At 60.3% G+C, this 22575-nt stretch carries 21 protein-coding genes; 9 read left to right on the forward strand and 12 right to left on the reverse strand.

The genetic code is table 11. From position 1 onward, the window contains the following. Nucleotides 1-781, reverse strand: a 781-nt coding sequence (locus DWV58_RS06290; protein WP_199586014.1) for a DeoR/GlpR family DNA-binding transcription regulator, incomplete at its 3' end; no start/stop codon positions are given. A 348-nt stretch (nt 782-1129) separates the two neighbouring features. Here DWV58_RS06290 and DWV58_RS06295 point away from each other — a divergent pair. From DWV58_RS06295 to DWV58_RS06315, 5 genes are all read left to right on the forward strand, one after another. Further along, nucleotides 1130-1840, forward strand: coding sequence for a transaldolase (locus DWV58_RS06295; RefSeq protein WP_117564350.1), 711 nt, complete (start codon nt 1130-1132; stop codon nt 1838-1840). Nucleotides 1841-1849: 9 nt separating this feature from the next. Further along, complete coding sequence (locus DWV58_RS06300; protein ID WP_117776549.1) at nt 1850-2296, forward strand: PTS sugar transporter subunit IIA; 447 nt, start codon at nt 1850-1852, stop codon at nt 2294-2296. Nucleotides 2297-2371: 75 nt separating this feature from the next. Further along, nucleotides 2372-2647, forward strand: coding sequence for a PTS sugar transporter subunit IIB (locus DWV58_RS06305; protein WP_117776550.1), 276 nt, complete (start codon nt 2372-2374; stop codon nt 2645-2647). A gap of 71 nt (nt 2648-2718) precedes the next feature. Beyond that, nucleotides 2719-4110 carry a PTS ascorbate transporter subunit IIC gene (locus DWV58_RS06310; protein ID WP_117635569.1) on the forward strand — a complete coding sequence of 464 codons (1392 nt, stop codon included), beginning with the start codon at nt 2719-2721 and terminating at the stop codon, nt 4108-4110. Nucleotides 4111-4433: 323 nt separating this feature from the next. Continuing rightward, complete coding sequence (locus tag DWV58_RS06315; RefSeq protein ID WP_199586016.1) at nt 4434-5138, forward strand: transaldolase; 705 nt, start codon at nt 4434-4436, stop codon at nt 5136-5138. Nucleotides 5139-5519: 381 nt separating this feature from the next. On the opposite strand, the gene DWV58_RS06320 is transcribed toward DWV58_RS06315, so the two are convergent. The 4 genes from DWV58_RS06320 to DWV58_RS06335 form a co-directional block, all read right to left on the reverse strand. Then, nucleotides 5520-7667, reverse strand: coding sequence for a Tex family protein (locus DWV58_RS06320; protein WP_117776552.1), 2148 nt, complete (start codon nt 7665-7667; stop codon nt 5520-5522). Nucleotides 7668-8077: 410 nt separating this feature from the next. Further along, nucleotides 8078-9118 carry a Gfo/Idh/MocA family protein gene (locus DWV58_RS06325; RefSeq protein WP_117776553.1) on the reverse strand — a complete coding sequence of 347 codons (1041 nt, stop codon included), beginning with the start codon at nt 9116-9118 and terminating at the stop codon, nt 8078-8080. A 69-nt stretch (nt 9119-9187) separates the two neighbouring features. After that, the gene (locus tag DWV58_RS06330) at nt 9188-10444 is read right to left on the reverse strand and encodes an MFS transporter (RefSeq protein WP_117582972.1); all 1257 of its coding nucleotides are present in this window, start codon (nt 10442-10444) and stop codon (nt 9188-9190) included. 66 nt (nt 10445-10510) lie between these two features. Continuing rightward, nucleotides 10511-11392, reverse strand: a complete 882-nt coding sequence (locus DWV58_RS06335) for an SDR family NAD(P)-dependent oxidoreductase (protein ID WP_117776554.1) — start codon at nt 11390-11392, stop codon at nt 10511-10513. A 233-nt stretch (nt 11393-11625) separates the two neighbouring features. On the opposite strand from DWV58_RS06335, the gene DWV58_RS06340 reads away from it, so the two are divergent. Next, entirely contained in the window at nt 11626-12504 is an 879-nt protein-coding gene (locus DWV58_RS06340) for a LysR family transcriptional regulator (protein ID WP_233540530.1), read from the forward strand. A 75-nt stretch (nt 12505-12579) separates the two neighbouring features. On the opposite strand, the gene DWV58_RS06345 is transcribed toward DWV58_RS06340, so the two are convergent. The 5 genes from DWV58_RS06345 to DWV58_RS06365 all read right to left on the reverse strand — a co-directional run bounded on the left by DWV58_RS06345 (nt 12580) and on the right by DWV58_RS06365 (nt 17651). Then, a complete protein-coding gene (locus DWV58_RS06345) occupies nt 12580-12894 on the reverse strand; it encodes a type II toxin-antitoxin system RelE/ParE family toxin (protein WP_117776556.1) in 315 nt (104 codons plus the stop codon). Then, nucleotides 12887-13150, reverse strand: a complete 264-nt coding sequence (locus DWV58_RS06350; RefSeq protein ID WP_117646279.1) for a prevent-host-death protein — start codon at nt 13148-13150, stop codon at nt 12887-12889. Before DWV58_RS06350 ends, DWV58_RS06345 begins: the two co-directional genes overlap by 8 nt. Nucleotides 13151-13428: 278 nt before the next feature. Then, on the reverse strand, nt 13429-15348 hold the full coding sequence (locus DWV58_RS06355) for an ABC transporter ATP-binding protein (RefSeq protein ID WP_117776557.1): 1920 nt from the start codon (nt 15346-15348) through the stop codon (nt 13429-13431). Further along, the gene (locus DWV58_RS06360; protein WP_117637688.1) at nt 15341-17155 is read right to left on the reverse strand and encodes an ABC transporter ATP-binding protein; all 1815 of its coding nucleotides are present in this window, start codon (nt 17153-17155) and stop codon (nt 15341-15343) included. The genes DWV58_RS06355 and DWV58_RS06360 overlap by 8 nt, the downstream gene beginning before the upstream one ends. Then, nucleotides 17148-17651, reverse strand: a complete 504-nt coding sequence (locus DWV58_RS06365; protein ID WP_117776558.1) for a MarR family winged helix-turn-helix transcriptional regulator — start codon at nt 17649-17651, stop codon at nt 17148-17150. The genes DWV58_RS06360 and DWV58_RS06365 overlap by 8 nt, the downstream gene beginning before the upstream one ends. Before the next feature lie 566 nt (nt 17652-18217). Here DWV58_RS06365 and DWV58_RS06370 point away from each other — a divergent pair. After that, nucleotides 18218-19042, forward strand: coding sequence for a PfkB family carbohydrate kinase (locus DWV58_RS06370; RefSeq protein ID WP_117776559.1), 825 nt, complete (start codon nt 18218-18220; stop codon nt 19040-19042). Beyond that, nucleotides 19035-19364: a TIGR04076 family protein gene (locus DWV58_RS06375; protein ID WP_199570679.1), complete on the forward strand. Its 330-nt coding sequence runs from the start codon at nt 19035-19037 to the stop codon at nt 19362-19364. The genes DWV58_RS06370 and DWV58_RS06375 overlap by 8 nt, the downstream gene beginning before the upstream one ends. 161 nt (nt 19365-19525) lie before the next feature. On the opposite strand, the gene DWV58_RS06380 is transcribed toward DWV58_RS06375, so the two are convergent. Then, nucleotides 19526-19972, reverse strand: a complete 447-nt coding sequence (locus tag DWV58_RS06380; protein WP_199586018.1) for a low molecular weight protein-tyrosine-phosphatase — start codon at nt 19970-19972, stop codon at nt 19526-19528. 51 nt (nt 19973-20023) lie between these two features. After that, on the reverse strand, nt 20024-21259 hold the full coding sequence (locus tag DWV58_RS06385; RefSeq protein WP_233540531.1) for an MFS transporter: 1236 nt from the start codon (nt 21257-21259) through the stop codon (nt 20024-20026). Between the two features lie 167 nt (nt 21260-21426). Between DWV58_RS06385 and DWV58_RS06390 the strand changes: the two genes are divergently transcribed. Beyond that, nucleotides 21427-22368: an isopentenyl-diphosphate delta-isomerase gene (locus tag DWV58_RS06390; protein ID WP_158564537.1), complete on the forward strand. Its 942-nt coding sequence runs from the start codon at nt 21427-21429 to the stop codon at nt 22366-22368. Nucleotides 22369-22575 lie beyond the last annotated feature (207 nt).

Consider the following 22575-nt stretch of genomic DNA (forward strand, 5'->3'; position numbering starts at 1 on the left):
TATAGAGCTTGGGATGACTGCGACTGCTCTCGATCGCCGCCGTCATGATGCCCTCGTTGTCTCCATCAACGATGATGCCGTCGAGGTCATCGATCTGCGCGGACTGATAAAAACTGGTCTTGTTGAACTTTCCCTGGTCAACCATCATGTAGCCCTGGTTTGAGTTGGTAAGGTACATATGCTTGATCATGGCCGAGAAGTCGTGCTCGACGGTAAAACCGTGGTCGGGGTGGAATCCGTCAGCACTGACAAACGCCTTGTCGGCATGTAGTTTGCTCATGCAGTCGAGCGTCAGTGCGCCCGCGAGATAGAGGTGCCCCTTGCGCACGGAGCCGCCCAGCAGCACTACCGAAGCATTGGGGAGATTGAAGCTGGCGTAGTTCGCGATTGCAAGATCGCCGGTGATAATGGTGATCTCACGCTTGTCCATGAGGGCCTTAGCGAAGTAAAAGCCTGTGGTGCCGATATCAATTACCAGAACATCGCCATCATCAACAAGAGTTGCTGCGGTTGCGGCGATGGCCTCCTTGGCCTCGACTTGGACATTGATGCGCTCCTCGGGATACGAGATTGCGTTGGAGCGAGAAAGCGATACCGCTCCGCCGCGTACGCGACGCAGCTTGCCTTCGGATTCCAGCGAGATGAGGTCGTGTCGTGCGGTGACTTCCGAAACCGAAAAACGGCGAACGATGTCGGATACCGAGATATTTGGCTTTTCGGCCAGCCAATTCATGATAAATCGCTGACGCTCGGCCGGTGAAAGGTCTGAAGTAGATGCCATATGCCGCTCCTTTTGAACAAAAGGTAAAAGATGCGCCTTTCGTAATCGAAATATAACGTATCGATATGAAAAGAACAAGGCAAATTCGAATGAATCAAAAGAACGGAATGGCATGTCACAAATGCATGCGTAGCAGATAGTTCGCACGTAAACGGGCTATAAAGAGTCTCATTCTGAAGGTGCCGCCCAAAAGAAGTACGTTCACGCCCGATATTCGACCGTTCACGGAAAGTTGACAATTGAGCTTTCGATAGCTTTTGAAATGGTTTATAAAAGAAAACCGAAAAGCTTTTGAAACAAAGAAGAAGGCTTTCGATAGCAATAGTGTTAGATGAGAAAGGACCGAACATGGCGATCAAGGTGTTTGCCGACGGCGCTAACCTCGAGGGTATGCTTGACATGCATGACAATGGCAACGTTCAGGGCTTCACGACCAATCCTTCCCTTATGAAGGCCGGCGGCGTGACCGACTACCGCGCTTTTGCCAAGACGGTTCTTGAGCACATTACTGATGTGTCGGTCTCTTTTGAGGTATTCGCCGACGACGAGGCGGGTATGGAAGCCGAGGCTCGCGAGATCGCAACCTGGGCAGACAACGTCTACGTTAAGATCCCGGCGCTCAACACCAAGGGTGAGTCCACTGCCGCGCTGGTCAAGCGCCTTTCTGCCGACGGCATCAAGGTGAATGTCACCACTATCTTCACGCCCGAGCAGGTCGACGAGTTTGTCGATGCCGTCTCTGCTGAGACCCCCTCTATTCTGTCCATCTTTGCCGGTCGCATTGCCGATACCGGCGTCGACCCGCTGCCCCTCATGGCGGAGTCCGTAAAGAAGGCTGCCGTTAAGCCTGCTGCCGAGGTTCTCTGGGCGTCTACGCGCGAGGTCCTCAATATCTTCCAGGCGGAGTCCGTTGGATGCCAGATCATTACGGTCCCCAATGCCCTTCTTGCCAAGCGCAAGAATTTCGGGAAAGATTTGCTTGAGTACTCGCTTGATACGGTCAAGGGCTTTGCCCGCGACATTCAGGCGCTTGGTTTTCATATCCTGCCCGAGGAGTAGGGGACGAGCATGCTGACCGATCTTCTTAAGCCCGAGCTTGTTGCCTGCCACGTCGAGGCCTCCGACTGGGAGGAAGCGATCAGGGCATGCGGTAAGTTGCTCGTAGACGCTGGCAAATGCGACCAGAGCTATGTTGACGCCATGATTTCATCGGTTCACAAATTCGGCCCCTATATGGTCTTGGAAGAGGGCATCGCCATGCCCCACGCTCAGGCAGATGGCAATGTGAGTGAAGCGGGGATCTGTATCGTCACGCTTGACCCTGCCATTGCGTTTGGACACGAGGATTTCGATCCGGTTCACGTGCTCGTGGGTATTTGCGCACCCGACCCCAAGGCTCATCTTGGCTGCTTGGCGGAGCTTTCGCAGATGTTCGAGGACGAGGACTGCGTTGCCAAGCTCAGCGCATGCGATGCGCCCGAGCAGGTTTTGGAGACCATGCGTTCATTCTTTTAGGCCTTAATGGCACGGCGATGCGTCGCCGCTTTTGGATAGAAGGAAAACCGTCACGTGTAGGAGAGGAAGGTTGCCATGCATATCATCACCGTATGCGGAAACGGCATCGGGTCCAGCCTGATGCTCGCTGGCAAAGTCGAGGAGCTTTGCGAGGAGGAGGGCATCGAGGCCGACGTTGAGTCTATGGACCTGAACGGTGCTTCTTCCGCAAATCCGGATCTGTTCATCACCGTTAAAGAACTCGCCCCCGAGCTCCACGGCAACGTTGTGATCGTTCGCAGCTATGTGAACAAGAAGAAGATCCGCGAAGACGCCCTCGAGGCAATCAAGGCGGCCGCCGCTAACGCCTAAAGCGGCACAAAAAAGGGCGGTTCCCTGTGGAAGAGGGAAACGCGCCCACGTTAGAGAGAAAGGAAGCGCAGATGCAAGCCATCCTTCCCATACTTGAGTTTATCCAATCGATTCTGACCAAGCCAGCGTGGATTATGGGTCTATTTGCCTTTGTGGGCCTTGTCGCGCTTAAGCGTCCTGCCCACAAGGTGATGACGGGCACCCTGAAGCCCATTCTTGGTTACATCATGCTGTCCGCCGGTGCCGCTGTTGTTCAGGAGAACCTTGCTCCGCTGGGTACCTTCATCGAGACCGGTTTCCACATCACCGGCGTCGTGCCCAACAACGAGGTCGTTGTTTCGATGGCTCAGAGCGTCCTCGGCGTTCAGACCATGATGATCCTGATTCTCGGCTATGTCGTGAACATTATCATTGCCCGCTTTACCAAGTTTAAGTACATCTTCCTGACGGGCCATCACAGCATGTTTATGGCCTGCCTGCTGTCTGCCGTTCTGCAGGCATCTGGCTTCCAGGATGTCCAGCTTGTCATCGTGGGCGGCATGTTCCTGGGCCTCGTGAGCGCTATGCTTCCCGCCGTTGGTCAGCGTTTCACCGAGAAGGTTACCGATGGCGATGAAATCGCCATGGGCCACTTCGGTTCACTCGCCTATTACATCTCCGCTGCAGTCGGTACGCTTTTTGCTAAGGACGCCGAGGAGAACAGCACCGAGAAGATCGAGGTTCCCGAGAAGTTCGCCTTCCTGCGCGACACTACCATCTCCACGGCTCTTACCATGGCCTTCTTCTACCTGGTTACCGCTTTCGCCGCTTACATCGCAGATCCTGCGGTCGTCACCAAGACCGCTGGCGGCGACAACGTGATTGTCTATGCCCTGACCTGTGCCCTGTCCTTTGCCGTTGGTGTCACCATCGTCTATAACGGCGTTCGTATGATCCTTGCCGACCTGGTCCCGGCTTTCCAGGGCATCTCCAACAAGCTGATCCCCGGTGCCATCCCCGCCGTCGACTGCGCCGTCTTCTTCCCCTATGCTCCCACCGCCGTCATCCTCGGCTTTGTCGCTTCCTTTATCGGTGGCGTGGTCGGTATGTTCATCGTGGGCGCTACCCTGGGCATCTTCATCATCCCGGGCATGGTTCCTCACTTCTTCTGCGGTGCTACCGCAGGCATCTACGGCAATGCTACCGGCGGTCGCAAGGGCGCAGCTCTTGGCGCTTTCGTCAACGGCCTGCTCATCACCTTTGCCCCGGCCCTGCTCCTGCCCGTTCTTGACGTCTTTGGCTTCAAGAACACTACGTTCGGCGACTTCGATTTCTCCGTCATTGGTATTACGCTTGGCCGCGCTGCCGAGGCCTTCGGTACCACCGGTGTCTACGCGATTCTTGCTGTCCTTCTGATCGTCGCCTTCGTCCCCAACTTCATCCACACCAAGGGTGCTGTGATTAACCACGTTGAGGAAGAGTAATCCAGGCATACGTTAAGCCCTAATCGGGCGGAGCTCCGATAACCGGCTCCTACACGGAAGCGGTGGCGTCTCAAATGAGGCGTCACCGCTTTTGTTTTGGAGTGGTTGTGAAAACGTACCGGTGAAGCGCTGTCTCTGCGCCGCGAACGGAATCAACCGCGATGATCAGCAAAAACGTTTTGCCGCTGGGGTGTCGATATAAAAATGGTAAAACTGCAAAACCGTTCGCCGAGAAGATGAAAACCCGCAGCTCACGCCTTGATAAACGTAGGTAAAGTGTTTAGCAGTTTATCGCCCATGTGCAAGCGAAAGGAATCAGGCAGATGGCAATCAAGGTGTTCGCTGACGGTGCAAATCTCGAGGGCATGCTCGACATGTACGAGAACGGCAACGTTCAGGGTTTCACGACCAACCCGTCCCTTATGAAGAAGGGCGGCGTGACGGATTACCGCGCGTTTGCCAAAGAGGTCTTGACCCACATCACCGATGTATCCGTGTCGTTTGAGGTCTTTGCCGACGACGTCGAGACCATGGAGGTCGAGGCGCGCGAGATCGCTACCTGGGCCGAGAACGTCTATGTCAAGATTCCGTGCGTGACTACCAAGGGCGAGTCCACCGCCGAGCTGGTCCGCAAGCTTTCGGCCGACGGCATCAAGGTCAACGTCACCACCATCTTTACGCCTGCGCAGGTCGACGAGATGGTCGAGGCCGTTGATGCCGAGACGCCATCCATCATCTCGCTCTTTGCCGGCCGTATCGCTGACACCGGCGTCGATCCCATTCCGTTTATGACGGAGTCGGTGAAGAAGGCCGCCGCCAAGCCCAACTGCGAGGTCCTGTGGGCGTCCACGCGTGAGCTTATCAATATTTACCAGGCGGAAGGATGCGGTTGCCAGATCATCACGGTGCCAAACAGCATCCTGGCCAAGCGTAAGAACATCGGCCGTGACCCGTATGAGGTCTCGCTCGATACCGTGCGCGGTTTTGCCAAGGATATCGCCTCGCTCGGTTTCCATATCCTGCCGTAACGCGAACGCTGGCTACATCGCGGGTTGTTCGCCCCGGCCTTTCCTTTCCCTATCGCTCACGCGCTTCGCGAGGGTCGCGCTAGGCAAAGGAAAGGCCGGGGCTGCCGACACGAACTTGCCGGTAGGTTGGTGATAGGCTTCCATATCCTGCCGTGGACAAAGGTACCCCCGCCTGCGCCGTGCAAAATTGAGAGTATTCAGCAAGGTAAAGGCTTTTACCAGCTGGGTGAAGCATGGAACAGCCCCCGTTTTGGCTCTGATGACGCTAAAACGGGGGCTGTTTCTTGCTTTTTCGTCTCTGAGGGGCATCCGGAACGGTGGAATATGCAGAATACTCGCGATTTTGCACGTCGCGAGAGGGGGGACCCTTGCTTTGGCGGTTTACTTCCTCTGCACCATGGTGAGGGAGATCTTCTTGCGGTCGCGATCGACCTTTTCAACCCACACCTTGACCGTGTCACCGACGCACACCACGTCGTTGGGGTGCTTGACGAAGCGGTTGGCCAGCTTGGAGATGTGCACGAGGCCGTCCTGGTGCACGCCCACGTCGACGAAGGCGCCAAAGTCGACGACGTTGCGCACCGTGCCCTTGAGTTCCATGCCGGGCTCCAGATCGTCGATGGAAAGCGCCGAGCGGCTAAAGACCACCTCGGGCGCGTCGTCGCGCGGGTCGCGACCGGGCTTCTTGAGCTCGTTGACAATGTCGATGAGCGTTAAGGTGCCGCAGTCCAGGTCGCTTGCCAGCGCCGAGATGCTGCCCAGGCGGCGCTCGATATCGGGCACGCCGCCGCGGCTGAGCTCGCTTGCCGCAACGCCGGCGTGCTCCAGGACGGCCGTGGCCACCTCGTAGCTTTCGGGGTGGACGCTTGTCGCGTCGAGCGGGTTCTTGCCGCCGCTGATGCGCAGGAAACCTGCGGCGTTGAGGTACGCCTTGGGTCCCAGCTTGGGGACCTTCTTGAGCTGGCGGCGATCGGTAAAGGCGCCGTTTTCCTCGCGGTAGGCCACGATGTTTTTGGCTACGCTCGGCGTGATACCAGATACGTAGCCCAGCAGGCTCGCGCTCGCGGTGTTGACGTCGACGCCCACGCGGTTGACGACGTCTTCCACCACGTGGCCCAGGGTGCGCGAAAGCTCGGCCTGGTCAAGGTCGTGCTGGTACTGGCCAACGCCGATAGACTGGGGCGGAATCTTGACGAGTTCTGCCAGCGGATCTTGCAGGCGGCGGCCCAGGCTCATGGCGCCACGTACGGTGACGTCCAGGTCAGGATATTCCTGGCTCGCGAGTTCGGAGGCGGAGTACACCGATGCGCCGGCCTCGTTGACGATGGTGTATCGCAGCCCGGGCGCCTGCTCGGCAATGAACTCCGAGACGACTTCCTCGGTCTCGCGGCTGGCGGTGCCGTTGCCGATGACGATGGTGTTGACGCCGTCTTTCTTGACGAGGCGGGCGAGCTCGCGCTTGGTGCCGGCGACGTCGTGGCGCGGCTTGGTGGGATAGACCACGCCGTGGTCGAGCAGCTTGCCGGTCTCGTCCATGACGGCGACTTTGCAGCCGGTGCGGTAGCCCGGATCGAGCGCGAGCACGCGGGCGCCGCGCACGGGGCGGGCCGAGAGCAGGCCCTCGAGATTCTTGGCAAAGACGTTGATGGCCTCGGTTTGGGCGCGAACGGTGAGCTTGGCACGGGCCTCGCGCTCAAGGGAGGGCGCCATGAGGCGCTTGTAGCCGTCGGCGATGGCGGCATCGAAGACGGGGGCGAAGACACCCTGGCGTCGGGGCCAACGGCTACCGAGGCGTGCCGTGGCGGCGGCGCCGTCGACGTTGACGCGTACGCGGAGCTTGCCCTCGCGCTCGCCGCGGTCGATGGCAAGGATGCGGTGGTTGGGGATCTTGCGCACGGGTTCGTCGTAGTTGTAGTAGGGCTCGTAGGGGGTCTTCTCGGCGGGGTCGGTGGCCTCGACGACGATGTCGGCGGTGTTTTGCGTAAAGGTGCGCAGGTCGGCGACGTTCTCCGGGTCCTCGGCCACCGTCTCGGCCACGATGTCGGCGGCGCCGGCGAGTGCCTTCTCGGGCGTGTCGAAGCCGGCCTGTTCGTTGACGTATGCCGCAGCGGCGTCGAGTGCGCTGCCCTTGGCCGATGCCTGCATGATGATCATATTGGCGAGCGGCTCCAGGCCGGCCTCGCGGGCCTTCTGCGCACGGGTCATGCGCTTTTTACGGTAGGGCTTGTAGAGGTCTTCGACGCGCTGGAGCTGTGTGGCCTCGCGAATCTGCTGCTCGAGCTCGGGCGTGAGTTTGCCCTGGGCGTCGATGAGCAGGATGACGTCCTCTTTACGCTGTTCAAGATTGCGCAGGTAGGACAGGCGCTCGTCGAGCGCGCGCAGGGCAACGTCGTCCATGCCGCCCGTTGCTTCCTTGCGGTAGCGCGAGATAAAGGGGATGGTGTTGCCCTCGTCGATGAGCTTGACGGCTGCCTCGACGTTGGCGGCCTTAAGGTTGAGCTCGCGGGCGAGCTGGGCGATAAGATCCATGGAACTCCTTGCGTTTATGGTGCATTTGCAGCACAGAGCCACCAAGGATACCACCCGTCCCAAAAGACTGTTTTGGGGCCGCGCCATGAAAACGGCCTATCTACTACGTTTGAACCGTATGGGTCGACCATCCCCGGTTTTCCGAGAACGCGCAACCTGTCTACCTGCGGTTTTTATTTCTCGAAATTTGGCATGGTTGAGGGCAATCGGTTAAACGTAGTAGATAGGCCCATTTCGTGGCGAACGAATCAATCCGAGGTACAAAATGGCTCCTGCTCCAGAAAAATCGTCGGCAAGGTAGCAAAATGCCCCGCGGGCAGGAGGCTGCTCGCGGGGCAAAGAAGAGGGGCTTATTTGTGGCGGACCGAGGGACTCGGCATGGGGTTTCTGCCGCGGCCGCTCTTAAGGCATTACAGCTCGACGAGCTGACCGGTCTCGGCGGCCTCCTTGATGGCGTTAAGCAGCGTGAGCGTCTTGACGTTGTCGGCGGGGGTCACGACGGGTTCGACCTCGCGGCGGACAACCTTCACAAAGTGCTTGAGCTGCATCTTGTGCGGCAGTGCCGGGTCGACGGCCGGAATCTCCATCTGCAGCGGCTTGTGCCAGTTGGAGGCGCCGTCGTAGGAGAACTGGTGCAGGCGGGGCAGCGACAGGGCGCCTTTGGTGCCGCCGATGAAGTAGGCGTCGGCGTCGAAGGGGCGGTACTGCGGATCCTCGCGGGCGGTCGCCTCCCAGTTCCAGGGGCTGGCGGTGGCGTCGGAGATGGTCATGCTCGCGAGCGCTCCGTCGGCAAAGCGAACGTTGACCACGGCGGAGTCCTCGGTCTCAAAGCCGCGGGCGGCGCTGGACTGCATGCCCTGGACGGCGACGGGCTCGCCCAGCAGGTAGCGGAGCAGGTCGACGTCGTGAACCAGGTTGACCAGGATCGGGCCGGCACCCTTTTTGCGGCGCCACTCGACATCGAAGTACTCGTCGTTCTTGTAGATCATGTAGTGGAAGCTCGACACGGTGAGCTTGCCCAGCTCGCCAGACTCGATGATCTCCTTGGCCTTGTTGACGAAGGGGTTGTGGCGACGGTGCTGACCCACGAGCACGGGCACGCCGGCGGTCTCGGCCTCGGCGGCGAAGGCCTGGGCATCCTCGAGATCGTTGGAGATCGGTTTTTCGACCAACGGCACGATGTTGCGCTTGATGGCCTCGCGGGCAACGCCCAGGTGCAGGTCGTTGGGGGTGGCGATGATGACGGCCTCGGGCTTGATCTCGTCCATCATCTGGGCGGGATCGGTGAAGAACGGCACGCCGGCGGCCTCGGCCGTGGCGCGGGCGCCCTCAAAGGCGTCGGCGATGGCGACGAGCTCGGCCTCGGGCTCCTCGGTGACAAAGCGGATGTGGTTGCGGCCCATGGCGCCGGCGCCGATGACGGCGATGCGGACGGGGTTGAGCTCAGACATTTCGACTCCTTAATACTGGTGACCGGTGGAATGCGACAAAGGGTCTGTCCCTTTGTCGCATCGGTAAAACTAGGCGGACTTCTTCTTGCTGTCGGAGACCATCATGTAGACGGTGAGCACGACGGCGATGGCGGCGATCACGATGGCGCCGTAGAAGGACTGCTGGTAGGCGGCGCTGCCGGCCTCGGCGTGATACAGCACAGCGGTGATGGGCTGGCTGATCCAGGTGGAAGCGGCATAGCCCAAGAACATGATGCCGTAGTTGACGCCGATGTTGCTGGTGCCAAAGGCGCCACCGGTGAGCGGCGGGTAGATGACGAGCAGGGCGCCAAAGCTAAAGCCGAGCAGGGCGAGCGCCACAAAGAACATGCTCTGCGTAAAGCTCATCGACATGATGACGAGCGCGACGATGGTGACGACAAGGCTGATGAGCAGCGACTTGTAGGCGCCGAGCTTGTCAATGATCTGGCCAAAGGACAGACGACCGACCAGGTTGGCGCAGGTGTTGACGGAGACCACTACACCGCCGAGGGCGACAGCTGCGGCGCACGTGGGGTCGGCGAAGAGCTGGACGGCGGCGATGGAGGCAACCTTGCCCACGAGCAGGGTGCCTGCAGTGGCAGCAAAGGCGAAGGTGACGATGAGGATCCAAAAGCGCGGGGTTTTGACCATCTCGCCCGGGGTGAGGTCGCCGAAGGTGCCGGCGTGTGCGCCGCCCTTGGGGGCCTCGAAGCCCTCGGGCAGCCAACCGGCCTCGGGGGCCTTCAGGAACAGGGCGGAGGCGGCGATCATCGCAAAGAAGATGACGCCGAGTGCCTTGAGGGCGCCAAAGATGCCCAGGCTCGGGATGAGCAGCGAGGCGAGCACCGGGGACAGCACGGCGGGGCCGGCGGTCGAAGCGGCCAGGGTGATGCCGGAGGCCAGGCCCTTCTTGTCGATGAACCACTTTTGGCCGGTGGTGAGCGCCGGGTTGTAACCCAGGCCGTTGCCGATGGCGGCGACGAGCGAGAACCACAGGTAGAACTGCCACGGCTCGGTGACGGTGCCAGACATGAACCAGCCCAGGCCGTAGCACACGGCGGCGGCGATCACGACGTTGCGGGGGCCGATCTTATCGGAGATGCGGCCGGCGAAGATGCCTGTCACGGCCATGATGGTCTGAAAGACCGGGAAAGCCCAGGTAAGGGCGCTGGACCACTCGGGGTAGACGGCGAGCAGGTTCTTGCTCACGACGGAATACAGCGCGATGGAGCTGATAAAGAACATGGTGACGCACGCGGCGGAAAGCACGACGGCGCGACCCTTGTTGGAGTTGGTGGAAGCCATTGGACTCTTTCTAATCGATGCGGGGGAGGGGCGGACACGTCCGCGGGGCCTCCCTGTCAGGCTGGTTTACTGGTCAGTGGGCTTTGCGACGCCAGACTCGTCGGACCAAAGCTCGACACCCTTGTTCTTGAGGTAGTTGTCGGCAAAGGCTCGACGGCCGCCGGGCTTGGCGGTGAGGTCGCCCATCATATTGGAGAAGCCGCCGTCGACCTTGATGGCGTCGCCGGTGGTAAAGTCCGAGCGCTTGGACGCCAGGAACATGACGGCGTTGGCGATATCGCTGACCTCGCCGATGCGGCGCGTGGCGATGAGGCGGCTGCGGCTCTTCTCGACCTCGGGGTCGGCGTAAAAGCTCGCCGACATGGGGGTCTTGACAAAGCAGGGCTCGACGCAGTTGGAGCGCACGCCGTAGGGGCCCCACTCGGCAGCCAGTATCTTGGACATCATGTTGACGCCCGCCTTGGTGGAGCTGTACACGCCCGAGAACGTCTCGGGGGAGTGGCTGGCAACGGTCGAGATGTGAACCAGGCGACCCTGGCCGGCCTTAATCATCTCGCGACCAAAGCGCTGCGAGGTGATGAAGTAGCCGGTAAGGTTGACGTTGAGGACCTCGTTCCAGTCGCTCAGCGGCAGGTCCTCCATGGCTGCGAAGCGCAGAATGCCGGCGGTGTTGACGAGAACGTCGACGCGGCCGAAGTTGGCGATGGTGGCGTCGACGGCGGCCTGAACCTCGGCCTCGTCGGTGGCGTTCATCTTGTAGCCCTCGGCGTGGATGCCAAACTCGGCAGCGAGGTCGGCGGCAGCGGCCTTGACCTTTTCCTCGTCCAGATCGAGCAGGACGACGTTGGCGCCGTTGCGGGCGAACTCGCGGCAAATCTCGACGCCCATGCCGCCGAGTGCGCCGGTCACGGCGCAGACATCGCCCTCGAGCTTAAGCCAATTGCTCATAGGAACTTCCCTTCTTGTGCCTCCCAGTGGGTCGCTCCCATTAACCGACCCACGTGGTTTTCGCTGGTTATCGTATGCTTAGCGTTCGCGCAGGTGAATTGCATATTTGTTAGAATGGCATTAACCGTAGGTTTACACTGTGCATTGAGGTTTGTTCTCGATTGAGCGTGTGACCTGCGAAAACGACCCCCTGCGGCGCTGTGGGCCCGCGCGTGCGAAAACGGGAGATTGACGTGTACGATCGACGACTTGACGCTATTTCGGCCGCCGTGGAGCTGGGAAGTTTCTCGCGTGCCGCGGCAAAGCTGCGCGTGTCGACCCCGGCGCTCGTCAAACAGGTGTCGGGGTTCGAGGCCGAGTTTGGCATCACGTTGTTCGAGCGCTCGCACTCGGGCGTCAAGGTGACGCCGGCGGGCGCGCTGTTGGTGGACGACGCGCGCTCGATCATGCGCCAATCCGAGGATGCGTTGCGCCGCGCCCGGCGAGCGGCGGGCGATGGCGGTGCGGTGCGCCTGGGCGTATCGATGATGTGCCCGGGGCGCCACACGCTCGCGCTGTGGCCGCAGGTGCACGACATGGAGCCGCGCTTGCGTTTTGAGATTGTGCCGGTGGGGGACCTTTACGATGAGCGCGAGACCGTCATGCGCAGTCTGGGGCGCGAGGTGGATGTGGTGCAGTCGAGTTTTTCTACCCCACGCTGGGGTGATGCCTGCCAAAAGCTCCGCATTGTCAACGTGCCGTTTTATATCGACCTGCCGCGCACGAGCCCGCTGGCACGCAAGAACCGTATTTCGATCGCCGACTTGGAGGGTATGCGTCTGCGCGTACTGCGCCACGGCAACGACGCCATGGACAGCCTGCGCATCGACCTTTTGGCCGACGGCGGCGTGGACGTGATCGACGTGGACAGCTTTGACTTTGCGCTCTTTAACGAGGCCGAGGAAAAGGGCGACGCGGTGCTCACCTGCGGCGCATGGTCGGGCGTGCACCCGGCCTTTGTGGGCGTGCCGTTCCTGTGCGGCCGTGAGGTGCCGGTCTTTCTGCACTACCCGCTCGAGCCAACCCTCCAAGTACAAAAATTCGTCAACGCCATGGCCCAACTCCTCAAGTAGCTAATTTAGGACGGGGCTTTTTTAGCTGCATCGGGCATGGTCCTGGATAAGGGGCCTACTTATATCGGGGCTTGTTTATTCGGCAAGCAGTATTTGCAGGTAATCGCGCTTTCCGTGGAGGACGCGGTCGATATAGACCTTCTGGTGAAAACGGTAAAACGCGAGATAGCTGTCACAGACCACGAACCGGTAATCGGAGCGTAGGGGATAGATCGAAGAGAGTGGCGTACCCGACTCTGGGAAGCTGGATAGCAGGTCTATCCGAGCGAGGATGCCCTCTACGATTCTCTCCGCTGCTGCGGGATTGTCCTGTTCGACGGCAATGTAGTCCCAGATATCGTCGAGATCTTGCAGAGCCAGCGGAGAGTAGACGATCTCGCAGCTATGCATGGCTTGCGGCCTTGCGGCGGAAGTGTGCGGCGACGTTGTCCGACGAGACCCATCCGCTCTCCTCGCCCGAGCTGCGCCCGCGCTCAAGCTCCGACATCAGCGTGCTGATGGCACAAAACCGGTCGTAGTCTTTCATGTCGAGCACAGCGTAGCAACCGTGCCCGTTTTTGGTCAGAAAGACCGGGGAGCCCTCGTGGACGTCGGAGAGCACCTCGTTGTAATTGCGTAAATCGGAAACAGGCTTAATGGCAGGCATGTAAGGCTCCAATCGATGTACGGGAACTTACGATAAATTATACGAATAATATGCAGCTCCTGCCAACCAAAACACCCACACAAAACGAGCCCCTGGCCAAACGACCAGGGGCTCACAAACTTTTATTCCGCTCTAAATGACGGGCGATTGCGCGCAGGAGGGTGCCCCGGGGGCGGCGGGGTATTTCCTCCGCGCGCAGTTTCGCAGCGCAGCGAGAATGTTTGAGCACGGAGGAATTACCCCGACGCCCCCGGGGCACCCTCCGTCAGTAACTGGTCCTACTCCAGCTCAAACGCGCCGGTGTACAGCTGGTAGTAATACCCGCGCTTAGCGATCAGCTCGTCATGGTTGCCGCGCTCGATGATGCGGCCGTGATCCAGGCAGATGATCGCATCGGAGTTGCGCACGGTGGAGAGGCGGTGCGCGATGACAAACGTCGTGCGGCCCTCCATGAGCTTGTCCATGCCCTCCTGCACGATGGCCTCGGTGCGGGTGTCGATGCTCGACGTGGCCTCGTCCAGAATCATTGCCGGCGGATCGGCGACGGCAGCGCGGGCGATTGAGATCAGCTGGCGCTGGCCCTGCGACAGCTGGGCACCGTTGCCGGTGAGCATGGTGTCGTAGCCGTCGGGCAGGCGGGTGATAAAGTCGTCGGCGCCGGCGAGCTTTGCCGCCGCGATGCACTCCTCGTCGGTGGCGCTCAGGTTGCCGTAGCGGATGTTGTCCATCACGGTGCCGGTGAACAGGTTCACGTCCTGCAGCACCACGCCCAGCGAGCGGCGCAGATCTGCCTTGCGGATCTTGTTGACGTTGATGCCGTCGTAGCGGATCTTGCCGTCGGCAATGTCGTAGAAGCGGTTGATGAGGTTGGTGATGGTCGTCTTACCGGCACCGGTGGCGCCGACAAACGCGACCTTCTGGCCCGGCTTGGCAAACACGGACACGCCGTGCAGCACCTCGTGGTCGGGCGTGTAGCCAAAGTCCACGTTGTCCATGACCAGGTCACCGCGCAGCGGCACGTACTCGATCTCGCCGGTTGCGCGGTGCGGATGTTTCCATGCCCACATGCCGGTGTGGTGGTCGGCCTCCTCGAACTCCCAAGTCTCGGGGTTCACCTGTGCGTTGACGAGCGTCACGTAGCCTTCGTCGGCCTCGGGCTTCTCGTCGATGAGCTCAAAGATGCGGTCGGCGCCGGCGAGGCCCATGACCACGGCGTTGATCTGCTGCGAGATCTGGCCGATCTGTCCGCAGAACTGCTTGGTCATGTTAAGGAACGGCACCACGACGGCGATGGACAGCGCCATGCCCGAGATGCTCAGGTTGGGCACGCCCAGCGCCAGGAAAATGCCGCCGGCAAGGGCCACCAGCACGTAGAGCAAGTTGCCCAGGTTCATAAGGATGGGCATGAGGATGTTGGCGTACATGTTGGCCTTCTGGGAGACTTCGAAGAGCTTTTCGTTGCGCTCGTCAAAATCGGCCTCGGCGGCAGACTCGTGGCAGAACGCCTTGACGACCTTCTGACCGTTCATGACTTCCTCGATATGGCCCTCGACCACGCCGAGCTCGGTCTGCTGCGCAATGAAGAAGCGCGCGGAGTTGGAGCCGAGCAGCTTGGTCATAAAGGTCATAAAGGCGACGCCGGCGATGATGACCAGGCACATCCACACGCTGTAGTACAGCATGATAAAGAACACCGTGACGATGATGATGATCGTCATGAGCAGGTTGGGCAGCGACTGGCTGATCATCTGACGCAGCGTGTCGATGTCGTTGGTGTAGTGGCTCATGATATCGCCGCGCTGGTGCGTGTCGAAGTAGCGGATCGGCAGGTCCTGCATACGGTTGAACATCATCTCGCGCAGCTTCTCCAGCGAGCCCTGCGTGACGATAGCCATGGCGCGGTTCCAGAAGAGCGAGGACAGGACACCGACGCCGTAGATGCAGGCGAGGGTGGTCACGAGCTGCAGAATCTTGGGCTGTGCGGCTTCCCAATCGCCCGACTGCCACGATTCGCTAATAATCTGCAGGGCGCTCTGCAGGAAGGTCGCGCCGATGGAGTTGATGATGGCGCAGAGCACCACGCCGGCGACGACAAGGGGCAAAAGCACGGGATAGAAGCCAAAGAGCGTCTTGATGAGGCGCGACATGGTGCCGCCCTTACGGTTGAGCGCGCGCTCGGCGGTCGTTGCCTTACTCATGTGCCTCGCCTCCTTCCTGGGTCTGAGCTTGCGTTGCGGATGCCTCGGTGTCGGCCTCGACGGCCCCTTCGCCCTCGGCAGACATCTTGTTTTGCGAGGTAAAGGTCTCGCGGTAGATCTCGCTCGTCTTGAGTAGCTCGTCATGGTTGCCGATCTGCGCGATACGGCCGCCCTCCATGACGATGATGCGGTCTGCGTCCTGCACGGAGCTGATGCGCTGGGCGATGATGAGCTTGGTCGTGTTGGGCAGATAGCTTGCCAGGCCTGCGCGAATCTTGGCGTCAGTCTTGGTGTCGACGGCGCTGGTGGAGTCGTCCAGGATCAAGATCTTGGGGCGACGCAACAGGGCGCGTGCAATGCACAGGCGCTGCTTCTGACCGCCCGAAACATTAGAGCCGCCCTGTTCGATCCAGGTGTCGTAGCCCTTGGGGAAACCGTCGACAAACTCGTCGGCGCAGGCCAGATGCGCTGCCTCGCGGACTTCCTCGTCGGTGGCGTTCGGGTCGCCCCAGCGCAGGTTCTCGGCGATGGTGCCGCTAAACAGCACGTTTTTCTGCAGCACCATGGCGACCTGGTGACGCAGCGCGTCCAGGTCGTAGTCGCGCACGTCCACGCCGCCCACGCGCACAGCGCCTTCGGTGGTGTCGTACAGGCGGGCGATGAGGTTAACGAGCGTGGACTTGGCCGAGCCGGTGCCGCCGATGATGCCGATGGTCTCGCCGCTCGTAATGTGCAGGTCGATATCGTCGAGCGCCTGGCGCTTCGCATGCTTGGAATACTTAAAGCTCACGTGGTCAAAGTCGATGGAACCGTCGGCAACCTCGAGCACGGGCTCGGCGGGATCGGCGATCGTGGGCTCGGCGGCCAGCACCTCGGCAATGCGGTGTGCCGATTCGTCGGCCATGGTCACCATGACAAAGATCATCGACAGCTGCATCAGGCTCATGAGAATCTGGAAACCATAGGTAAAGGTCGAGGAGAGCTGGCCCACGTCGAACAGCGTGCCCTGGCTCGTGATGATGAGCTTGGAGCCCAGGTAGATGATGACGACGAACGCGCCGTTGACGCAGATGTTCATCATGGGGTTGTTAAAGGCGAGCAGCTTCTCGGCGCGGGTGAAGTCCATCTGGACGTCGCGTGCGGCGGTCGCGAACTTCTCCTTCTCAAAGTCTTCGCGCACATAGCTCTTGACCACGCGCATGCCGGTGACGTTTTCCTCGACGGACTCGTTAAGGGCGTCGTACTTGTGGAACACGCGCGAGAAGATGGGACGCACCTTAAAGATGATAAAGAACAGTCCAAAGCCCAGCAGCGGAATGATGACCAGGTAGACCATGGCGACGCTGCCGCCCATGATAAATGCCATGGTAAAGGCGAAGATCAAGACCAGCGGCGCGCGCACGGCGATACGGATGATCATCATAAAGGCCTGCTGCACGTTGTTGATGTCGGTGGTCAGGCGCGTGACGAGCGAGGAGCTCGAGAACTCATCGATGTTGGCAAAGCTGAACGTCTGGATTTTGTAGAACAGGTCGTGACGCAGGTTCTTGGCGAAGCCGCAGCTCGCATGGCTGCAGGTGACGCCTGCCGCGGCGCCAAAAGCAAGCGATGTCAGCGCGATGAGCACCAAAAAGCCTGCGGTGGGAAGCATCTCGGCTACGGTGGCGCCGTCTTTGATAGCGTCGATCAGGTTGGCGGTGATAAATGGAATCAGCATCTCGCAGAGCACCTCGCCAAGCACGAGCAACGGCGTGGCAACGGTGACTTTCATATAGTCGCGGATGCTGCCCATGAGGGTTTTAATCATCCAGTTCCTCCCAGGTTACACGGATTTTCTCGAGCATTTCGGCGAGGTCCTCGCGCTCGTCGTGGGTGAGCGCGCTAAAGGCCCGTTCTCTAAAGCGAATGCGGGCTGCCTGGTCGATGCGGGCGTTTTCCCGGCCGGTTTCGGTCAGGCGAATGGTGAGCTGCCGTCGATCCTTGGGGTTACGGCTGCGCTCGATGAGGCCGTTGAGCTCGAGCTTGGACAGGATCTCGGAAAGCGATCCCGGCTTGAGGTCAAAGTGCATGCCGAGCTCCTGCTGCGACATCTCGCCGCCGGGTTGCTTGGCCAGCAGGCAGATGATGGGCGCCTTGCCGGACACGCCTCCGCCATGAAAATGCATGTAATGGCCGCAAAAGCCCAGGCCGCTCAGGATGCGCTTGGCGAGTTTGTCTTCGGCGCTGACCGCTTCGGGTATGTCTACCGGTTGCGACGGGTCACCGCCGGGCTCATGCGGAAGGACGAGTGGTTCAACACACATATCTAAGCTTCGCTCCTTTCTTTAGTTAGGTAGTGCAATTGTTTTGTGCCTAACTAATCTAGGAGCATAAGAAATGAATGTCAAGGTACCAAACTTATTAAGTTACGGCGTTTTACCAAACGCCGTAACCGCTCGACGCTGCAAACGCTCCCAAGCGGCAATCTGATCCCTGGGGGGACGGAGGAAAAGGTATCGTTTTGGGCTGCGATGATGCCTTTCGAAGCGGCCTTGCCAAAAACTATGCCTAATTACTACGATGAATCCAGCATCGCTGACCACAACAGCTGTTTCTGAAAAAACGCAAGCTATCTACCTGCGGTTTTGTTGGAGAGAAATTCGTTGTGGTTAGAGGCGGGCGGTTAAACGTAGTAAATATGCATAGTTTTGAAATGGCGCTATATGAGTAGCATCAACTAGGCCGCCATGGAGCAAACAGCCCCCATTTCCGAAACCTTTCCGCAACAATTTGCCCTTCGTACCGCTCGCCTCCGCCCACAATGCCTCCTGCGCTACACTTAGTCGCACTGTGGCGCTGCTGCGCCGCACCCGAAACAAGGGAGACCCTCATGAAGAATACTCAGCTGCTGCTGATCAACGATATGTGCGGCTACGGCAAGGTCGCGCTCTCCGCCATGCTGCCGGTGCTGTCGCACATGGGCTACCGTATCCATAACCTGCCGACGGCCCTCGTTTCCGATACGCTCAACTACCCCAAGTTCTACATCCACGACACCACGGAGTACGTGCGCCAGAGTCTCGCTATCTGGGAGGAGCTCGGCTTTGAGTTCGACGCCATCTCCACCGGCTTTATCGTGACCGAGGAAGAGACGCGCATCATCTCGGACTTTTGCCACCGCCGCGCGCAAAAGGGCACCAAGGTGTTCGTCGATCCCATCATGGGCGACAACGGCAAGCTCTATGCCGGCGTGCCCGAGTCCACGATTGGCCTTATGCGGCACCTGCTGGAGTGCGCAGACTACGCGGTGCCCAACTACACCGAGGCCTGTCTGCTCACCGATACGCCTATTGCAGAGCAGATCACGCCCGATGAGGCCCGCGTCCTTGTGGACGCCGTGCGCGAGTTGGGTGCCAAGTCGGTGGTCATTACGAGCGCCGTGGTCAATGGCACGAACGCGGTTATCGGTTACGACCATGTAGCGGGGGAGTACTTCACGATTCCCTTTGAGCTCATTCCGGTCTATTTCCCGGGCACGGGCGACACGTTCTCGGCGGTGCTCGTCGGCCGCGTTATGGCAGGTTGGAGTCTGCAGCGCGCGACGAGCGATGCCATGCGCGTAGTAGCCGAGCTTATCGAGCGCAATGCCGACCAGGAGGATAAGTCCGCCGGCCTTCCCATCGAGGCCTGCCTGGATGTGATTGACCATGAGTAACGCCGACGAGAGTGGTACCGAGGCCACGGGCGAGAACAAGCCGCTCGGCGCGCCGCGCGGCAAGCGTCCGCGTATCCGCGTGAGCTGCGTGGACCAGCTGGGTGCGTGCCGCTGCCACCATGGTCACAAGCCGGGCGACGTCTTTGATTTCGACCGAGACCGCGGCAAGATGTGCGCCATGGCCTGCCATGTGGGCTTTCCCTATATTGATATCCTGCGCTATGGCGGAACCGTGCCTGGCAACGAGCCTGGTACGGCAAAGTTCTGCTGCCCCGAGGTCGACACCCTCAACGTCTGGCTCGCCGAGATCGTCGACGAGTAGTTGAACGTGGATTTTCTCCCACCGAGAAAATGAGCGTGGATTTTCTCCCGTTTAGAGCGCACTTGAACGCTCAAAGTGGGAGAAAATCCACGCTCAATTTGTATGCGGGAGATAATCCACGCTCGTTTTATGCCAATGGCGCACCTCGCGAGCTCGCTTGCCTACAGCTGCTCGAGCATAGCGATGCAACCGTCGAGTACGTCGCGGTAGGTGGCATCGAAGTTGCCGGTGTACCAGGGATCGGCCACGTCGCCGGAACGATCGGTCCAATCGAGCAGGCGCGTAATCTTGCCGTCGGGGTCGTCGCCAAAGAGGCGACGCAGGCCGCGCGCGTTCTCAGCATCCATATAGACAATGTGATCCCAGTCGCCATACTCCGCGCGACGCACCTGACGTGCGCGATGTGCGACGACGGGAATCCCGACCTCGCGTAGCTTGGCAACGGTACCGTGATGTGGCGGGTTGCCAATCTCCTCGGTCGAGGTCGCAGCGGAATCAATGACAAACTCGCCCGCGCGCCCGGCGCGCCGCACCAGCTCGGTAAACACCGACTCAGCCATCGTCGAGCGACAGATATTTCCATAGCAGATAAACAGTACACGTTGCATATGCGGTTTCCTTTCGATCACCACCATCGAGCTCGAGTATCTCATCTACGCCTACGCCCTCGTCCGCTTGCGCTCCCAACGTGCCAGCTTAATCGTCACCAGCGTAAGCGCCCAGGCCACAAGCGAGAACGCGGCACCAACCGCGCCCACGCAGACAATGCCAACTCCGCTTACCACGGCTCCGCCTACCGCGGTGCCAAACGAAATGCCGACGTTAAACGCCATGGGCTCAACCGAACTTGCGAGTACCATCGACTTGGGGTGGCGGCTGCGTGCCACGTCCATAAAGTGCGTGATGCACGACACCGAGAACAGGTACATGAGCAGCGCCAAGCTAAAGACAAAGACCAGCGCGAGCGGCATGGTGCCGCCCACGGCAAACAGCCCGAGCAACGCCGCAGCCTGCAGCACAAACGTCACAAGCAGTGCCTTCATGCCAAAACGTGCGTCGATCCATCCGCCCAGGATGTTCGAGATCAGGCAGAACACGCCGTAGGCCATAAGCGTGGTGCTCGCCTGAACGGTGCCCATGCCCAGCACCTGCTCAAGATAAGGCGTCACGTAGCCGTAGAACACATAGACCGAGCCTACGCCAAACAAAAAGATGAGCATGCCGGTGATGATGCTCGGCTCGCGCAGCAGACCCGCCTGCTCGCGAAAGGTGGCAGGCTCGTCGGTTTGCCCAGCGCGCGGCATAAACGCCACGAGCGCTCCGCAGATCAGAACGGCAAAGGTCAGCGTGCCGTACATGGCCACGTGCCAGTCGAGCGTGTCGGCCACGAACTTGCCAATCGAAGTGACAAAGACCATTGCCACGGAAAACGCACCATATACCACCGAGATGGCAAGCGAAGTTTGCTGCGGGGACAGCAGCTCGGGGATGTACGTCACGCCCACGGCGAGCAGTGCGCCCGAGACAGAGCCCAGGACAATGCGCGAGATAAACAGTACCTGGAAGTTGGGCGCCAACGCCATGACCAGGTTGCCGAGCACAAAGACGATGCTATAGCACACGAGCAGCTGATAGCGGCGGAATCGCCCCGTGCTGAGTGCAAGCACCGGCGTGGCGATGGCGTAGACGAGCGCGAACACGCTGATGAGCTGGCCTGCAGTGGCAAGTGATATTCCGAGTTCCGTTGCCAAGTCGCTTTCGATGCCGATGACCACGAACTCTGAGCAGCCGAGCGAGAATCCCAACAGCACGAGCAGCGCCAGGCAGAGCTTGGTGCGCGCGGGGGAGAGCGCGGCGGCGGTTGACTTACTTTTAGACGTGGTTGCGGCGGTCAAGGTTGTCACTCCAATGTCGCATGAATAAGCGGGATTCAATCCCTGCAACTCTAACAGAATGTGTCAGGTGCCTGCCCCCTTTGTCGCAGGCTGTGCTTGCCTGTATAGTCGCAATACAGGCGAAGATGGTCTCAGGTACATCGCGGGCGACAGGAGATCCCATGGGTATGCATACGACAAAGGTTGCGGTGGGCGAGGGCAAGTTTGCGCTCGAGGCCCAGCTGACGGTGACGCCGCGAGGCATGGCGGTGTACGCCTGCTCGCCGGAGTTCGCACACCTGGGCGCCACGGCGCAGGCCATTCCGCGCCCCGAGCCCGGCCGTACGGCGACGGTGAGCATCCTGGCCGTTCCGTGTCATCGAGACGAGATCCCGGCGCACGATATCGCGGCGGCGCTGGCCACGCGCTTTGGCGTGCCGGTCGTTGCAAGCACGGGCTTTCATGTGGAGAACGCGACCGCGGACGACTTGCGGCGCATGCTCGATACCACCAAGGAGCTCATCGCCGCGCTCGAAGGCGCCGCAGCCCGCATCCTGCGCGCAGGCTGGGATGAGGGTGGCGCCGGCGCCGAGGTCGTGGCGGTCAATGGCGCGACTGGCGAGGCGCTCGGCCCCGTCGATCGCATCGAAGCCCATGTGGGCGAGGGCATTCTGCACCAGGCATTTTTGACGCTTTTGGTCGAGGGTCAGGGCGAAGACGCGCGCCTGCTGCTCTGTCGCCGCAGTCCGCTCAAGCGCCTGTGGGGCGGGGTGCTGGCCGATGGCTGTGCCGGTCATCCGCTCCCCGGGGAAGACGTTGTCGCCGCCACGGCGCGTCGCATCAACGAAGAGCTTGGTGTTACGCGCGAGCCCGATCAGCTCAAGCACCTCGGTCGCGTGGTGTATCGCGAGGACCACGGCGACGGCCGCTGCGAGTGCGAGTGGTGCGAGGTCTTCCTTGCCCATGTTGAGCCGGGCGAGCTGCATATCAACCAAGAGGAGATCTCGGAGGTACGACGCGTGACCCCATCCGAGCTCAAAGGCTACCTGCAGGGCCACCCCGAGCAGCTGGCCCCTTGGCTCCGCGAGGCTCTGGAGGTCCCCTCCATCCGCGCAGCCCTCGCTATGTGAAAAAAGACAGTCCCTTTGCCACATCCAAACCGTCACAACATTTGATGAAAATCTCGAAAACGAGGAAAAGCGTCGAATGTTGTGACGCTTTTTGTCCAGGGAATCGCTTCTCATCCAAAAAATCCGCTTGACTGTATTGCCGCAACACAGCGCAACGTAAGGGGTGTCCGATAACGGGCGCCCCTTTTTAAGCGGCAACGTGGCTGC

Source organism: Collinsella sp. AF11-11 (assembly GCF_003465485.1).
GTDB lineage: Bacteria > Actinomycetota > Coriobacteriia > Coriobacteriales > Coriobacteriaceae > Collinsella.